The organism is Undibacterium sp. Tian12W (genome assembly GCF_049339405.1).
Classification (GTDB): Bacteria; Pseudomonadota; Gammaproteobacteria; order Burkholderiales; family Burkholderiaceae_D; genus Undibacterium.
In genome coordinates this window covers 1-5,805 of sequence record NZ_JBMPPK010000051.1, presented here as the reverse complement: position 1 = coordinate 5,805, position 5,805 = coordinate 1, and the positions used below count along the sequence as shown (strand labels likewise).

Annotated in this window: 2 protein-coding genes and 1 pseudogene; all 3 read right to left on the bottom strand. The window is 45.8% G+C overall.

All coding sequences use genetic code 11. From position 1 onward, the window contains the following. A pseudogene (locus ACO0LI_RS30420) lies at window positions 1-325 on the bottom strand (transposase); the annotation flags it as partial. A gap of 429 nt (window positions 326-754) precedes the next feature. After that, the gene (locus ACO0LI_RS30415) at window positions 755-1,213 is read right to left on the bottom strand and encodes a hypothetical protein (RefSeq protein WP_423037649.1); all 459 of its coding nucleotides are present in this window, start codon (window positions 1,211-1,213) and stop codon (window positions 755-757) included. A gap of 219 nt (window positions 1,214-1,432) precedes the next feature. Then, the gene (locus ACO0LI_RS30410; protein ID WP_423037647.1) at window positions 1,433-5,647 is read right to left on the bottom strand and encodes an RHS repeat-associated core domain-containing protein; all 4,215 of its coding nucleotides are present in this window, start codon (window positions 5,645-5,647) and stop codon (window positions 1,433-1,435) included. Window positions 5,648-5,805: the final 158 nt, after the last annotated feature.

Here is a 5,805-nt window from a genome sequence, read left to right as displayed (position 1 = left end):
AGTCGCATGGTCTTCATGAACGCGTATTTGGCAACGACTCCTGCGCAAAATACGCTGCCGCCTTTTTTACGATATCTCGCTCCATACGCGTTTCTGCCAGTTCCTTGCGCAGTTTGGCAACTTCCGCTTCCAGCTCTGGAACTGTACGGCTTCCAGGTGCAGCAGTGGCTGTTTCACCATACTTGGCTGCATTCACCCAACCAACTAAAGTCCCTTTCGGAATGCCTATCCGCGATGCCGCTTCTCCTAGTGTCATCCCTTGCGCCAAAACAAGCTTTACGGCTTCTTCTCGCAATTCCGGTGTGTATGTCTTTTTCTGTTTCATTATTTCTCCTGATCGTTTATTTTAACAAACAAGAGTGTCCGAAAAAATCAGGATACCTCAAAATCCTACCGCAATCAGTGCAACACTTTACGGCTTGGGATGGATTGTTACGAGGATATTATTTACGGCATTAGCGACGAATATCTCCGAAACAAAATGGGCATCGAGAGCGGGCAGCAATGCTGTTCGGGAAGGTACTCATCTTTAACAAACGATTCGCACAAAATTTAAGCAAACGAACCAAAGAATTTGATCTACTTGATTAAAAATTAGTCAAATCGGTGTTCAACTAAACCAGAACATCTGCCATTTTCTGCAAAAAAATGCAGGTCAGACTGAATGATTCGGGTTAATCGAACGCCGAACAGGGCACGGAATGGTTTTGGTCAATCAAACGCCGAACAGGGCAACGCCGCACAAGAGCAACTTTTACATGTAATTCGGGAAATAACCAATTGCAAATTCAAAATCTCTTTTGTTTGATTCAGTAATAATTTCATAATCTATACAGTTTGTACCGGATTTTTGATTTTTTCTTAAAACATCTTTAGTCCAGAAAACATCTTTGATTGAGAAATTATTTAAAAAATCATATCGCCCATTAATTGTCAAAACAGAAATATGTCCATTCAATATAATCAATTCAGCAAATAAAGACTCTCGTGACTCATTAATTAAAAGGCTAATATCATTGATACTCATATTAGCCTGCGCCCCTTTTAATAATTGATCTGCCTCACCTGAATAGATATATTCAACGTCGTAAAGGCCACTCTTAGAAATTCTCCTCCGTACCTTCAGATTTTCAATTTGATTTTTTAAAATACCAAAGTATGGGAATGATCCTTCCAATGCTTTTTCAATTACTATCCGTTCATTTTCGTCCATCGAGCTGCTCTCAATTAATTAACAATTCTATAAAATAATATATAAGACTTACTGAGAATTATCCTCGCCAGATGCTCCCACTAGTCGGTCTCACTGTAAGAACATAAAACACGACTATAGCCAACAATAACAGTAATTTAAGTACAAGATTTATACGAAAAGAAGCAGAACAACAGTGAAAATAGTTTTTATAAGTTCTAATTATGCCAACGTCATAATTTATGGCCATGGATAGTCCACACGATTGTAATATCCATCAAGAGCATTTCTTTCGGCAGCATACCATGGACTAATATCTTCACCTTTCGCTACTCTTTTTGGATCGCGTCCAATATCAAAGATTTCAAAATTTGCTGCTTTGACAGCCTCTAACCAACCAAGGTTATAAGCCACAGACAAAACAACCTGTTTAGGTGTCAAATTACCAATTTCATATTGATACTGAGGCGAATACTTGATCACCAATGGTGGAGAAGATGTTAATGCTTTTAAATGCATTGCAGCTGGCACTACACGACCCAATTGATTCTCTCCGATAACAGCCCTACCAATAAATCCTTCATCAGACCCCCTATATGCCGCCGCAATCTGCCTTTGCGCCATAACACTACCAGCTTGCTTTGCTTCACGTACCTCACTGTCTGTCACATGGGAAGATGACATATAGTTAAACAATGCGACTGACATTCCAGCAGCCGCCAAAAGTATTAATGCGAGCTGTTTAGAATTGAATGCGTAAGTTGAAGCATAAACAGCATCGTTTGCAGCAAACGAAGAGACTGCCAAACGAACATTAGACATCGAGATGTGTGTTAAAGTAGCACCATTTGCAGAAGTAGATTGCTGCTCCGCCATCCCCATTAAACCACTTGGATCACGCAACTTGACTGGATTTACGTTAGCGTAAGCATATTTATTTAGGGTTATCGGTTTGATTTTTTCGCCAATATACGTATCGTGTGACACGAAGCGCCCTACTAACGGATCATAATAACGAGCACGGTTATACTGTAGTGCAATCGTCTCATCAAAGTACTCACCTGTGTAACGATACTGATTTGCAGTCGTACCGCTCTTGGCTATTACAGACCCGAATGCGTCATACTGATAAGCATCTGTCACATTACCTGATGTATCCGTCAATACCTTAACACTGCCCAACGCATCCGCATGATAGAAGCTCTGCTGCCCAGCCTTATTCTGCACAATTAGTTCTAAGCCCAAAATGTAGCTAGTACTTTGATTTGCTGCTCCCTGCGATACTGACTCCTGCACCGTCTGTACATACGGAAATGTGTCATCCACCAAATAGCTAGTAACTTTATCTGGACTAGTGTTTTGCCCCGGTTCAGTCTTTTGCACTCGGTTACCATTGGCATCATAGCTGTATCGCGCAATCGTAATCGCACTTGCCTGACTTGTCCCTTGCTTCACCTCCACTAAACGGTTATCTGCATTCCAGCCATAAACGGCAACTTGCCCACCTGTGGTCTTCGTGCTCAGATTGCCCTTGTCATCCCAAGTGTAAGCTGTAACAGTGCTTGTTGTCCCTGTGGCTTTCGTTTCCTGCGCCAGTCTGTCATTGGCGTCATAAATGTAGGTAGTGGTCGTTGTACCGCTTGCCGAAGTTTCAGTCTTCTGACTGCGATTACCGACCTTATCGTATTGGTAGTCGGTGGTGCGAACAGTTGCATTGCTTCTGTCCTTGACCAGTTCCTGTTTCAATCGGTTAACACCATCATATTGATAACTCGTTGTGCGTACAGGATTCACTGCAAGCAAATTGACCTGTGTACTTTGCGTGTCAAACTCTTCCACCTTCGTCCGCTGACCATTGGCAGCCAATGTGTAGCGACTGCCAGTAACAACATTACTGCCTTTGACGTGCAACAGTTGCAGCAAACGTCCGTTCAGGTCATAACTGTAATTGGCTATCACGCCGTCCGGTGTGGTAGCCGTTGCCAATCGTCCTGTGTCGTCCCAGGCGTAAGTTGTGCTGTTGTTGGTCGCACTATTCGTTACTGTTGTCAGTTTCTGGTTTATGTCATAGCCGTAGCTGACTGTGCCCGCTGCTGTACTGCGCTGGCTGATATTGCCATTAGTATCGTAAGCATAGGACAGGAAACTGCCGCCCGGTTTGACCTGTTTTGTGATCCTGTCATTAGCATCATAGGTGTAGCTCGTCTGTCCATTCTGACGCCCATTACTATTGTTCCCACCTGATATTGTTGTGCTCGCGACCTGCCCACTTACCGTGTAAGTGGTGCTAACACTGCTGCCATCCGGGTAGTTTGTCTGCAATATCTGACCAAGCACATCGTAGACATAGCTAGTGACCTTGCCTGCAAAGTCTGTCTTTTGAGTCAGGTTACCTGCAACATCATACGCAAAGCTTTCCGTTTGCCCGGCTGGCAACGTTCTGCTGGTAACGCGGCTATTTACATCATATGTCCAGTTGGTGACGTGACCTTGTGCATCTGTCTGGCTGATCTTATTACCATTGACGTCATAACCGTAAATGGTTTGCTGTTGTGTCGCCGCATTGGTTTGCGTGACCTGGTTCAGTCTGCCTACCGGGTCATAACCATAAACGGTGGTATTACCTGCCTGATCTGTTTCTGATTGCTTGGTACCTGTCGTATTCCAAACTGTACTACTGGTGCTGTTGTCTGGATACGTTGTTTTGACTAAACGGTTGAGTGCGTCATATTCAAACTGCGTTACCTTGTTGGTAGCATCAGTCACCTTGGTACGGTTGCCAACGCTGTCATATTCAAACTTGGTCTGTTTGCCCCTGGCGTCCGTCAAGCTGATAAGACGGCCTGATGCGTCATACCCATTAGTCATGGCATTACCTTGTGCATCAGTCGTACTGGCGACACGGCCTGCGTCATCGTAAGTTGTGGATGTACTGCTGCCATCTGGCAACGTCGTTTTAGTCAAACGATTCAGAACATCATATTCAAATCTGGTTGTTCTGCCCTGACGATCGGTTTCGCTAACCTTATTACCGCCTGCATCATAAATAGCGATCGTGGTTTTGCCATCTGGATAGGCAGTGGTTGCTAACCTGCCAGTATCGTCGTAGCTATAGCTAGTGCGGCGGCCTTGCGGGTCTATCGTGGCACTGACTTGTCCTCCGGTAGTGTATTCAGTCTTGCTGATAGCACCCAAGGCGTCCGTTTCGCTGAGTACGCGCCCTTCTGCATCCAATACACGAGTAGCACTAACGGCCTTTTGCGTTGATACACCATTGACCATGACAGTGACGATCCAGCTACGGCTTATTTCTTTACCGTTGTTGTCGTAAGCGTAAGTCGTAACCTTACCTGCGGCATCAGTTTCGCTGATCTTGTTACCCTTGATATCATTTTGGAAGCGTGTGAGGCGATCACTGAGGGTCAATGATGTGGTGTTTCCTGCGTCATCATTACCAACGTGGATGTAACTACCCAGCGACTGGTCTGCACGGGTACCTTTAGCAAAGTAACTGTATGCAGTTTTTGTACCCTTAGCGTCTGTACTTGACGTAAGCTGAACACCACTATTGAGATCATATTCCCATCCTGTCGTGTTCCCCAGCGGATCAGTCTCACTCAACTGCTTATAAGTCTGCGGATCATAAGTACTCTTGGTCACGTTCCCCATAGGATCCGTCACCGTCGCCTGATTCCCATTCGCATCATAGGTATAAGTCGTGACTTGATTCAGTGCGTTGACAACTTTCGTGACGTTCCCATTACTGTCATACGTATAGGTCGTCTTATTACCTCTGCGGTCAGTCACAGTCTGCTGGTTATTGTCAATGTCATGCTGCATCTGTACAGCTTTACCATTAGCGTCATAACTCGCAATCAATCTGCCACTCTGGTCATACTCAAACCGCGCCGCCAGCTTGCCGTTCGGATCGGTATAGCTGATGAGGCTGTGGTTGGTGTCATAGCTCATCTTTGACACTGCCCCATTGCGGTCAGTGACGCTGATCAGGTCGCCCGTGGCGTTGTAGGCGTAACGGATCTGTTTACCTGCCGGATCAGTGATGGCGGTGATGCGGTGGCTGGCGTCTCTGGTGAAGGTCGCTGCCGTGCCATTGGAATGGGTGACGCCACTGTCGCTGTAGGTCAGTGTGTTGCCATTCGGGTCTTTGATGCTGGTGATGCCTATACCGTCAGTCAGATAGTATTGGTAGTTGTCTTCTGTCGTCAGTTTGTAGTATTTGGGATTCCAGGCGATGGTTTCATTTTGATCAGCGCCGTCGACGTCAATGAGCATGCTGCCCTGGGGCTGGATGTTTTTGGGTATGTCAACGAGGTCGAGTTTGGCTGTGGTACCAGGCAAGGCAGTAAATTGGATGTTTACTGGTGGTGGCGTAACGTCACACTCTTGCTTGTTATGGGCTTCAAAGCGGGCAACGTCACCGGTTGGTAATGTCACGTCTACCTTGCGCTTGCCTCTGGGGCGCAGACAGGTCGTGAATTGGCTTGGAATGGGGATGACGTCCCATTCGAGACCAAGGATGATGTTCTTACGGATTTGCACATTCTGGTAATCGACACTCCAGCCTTGGCCGAAGTCAAGCGCCTGGCCTTTGC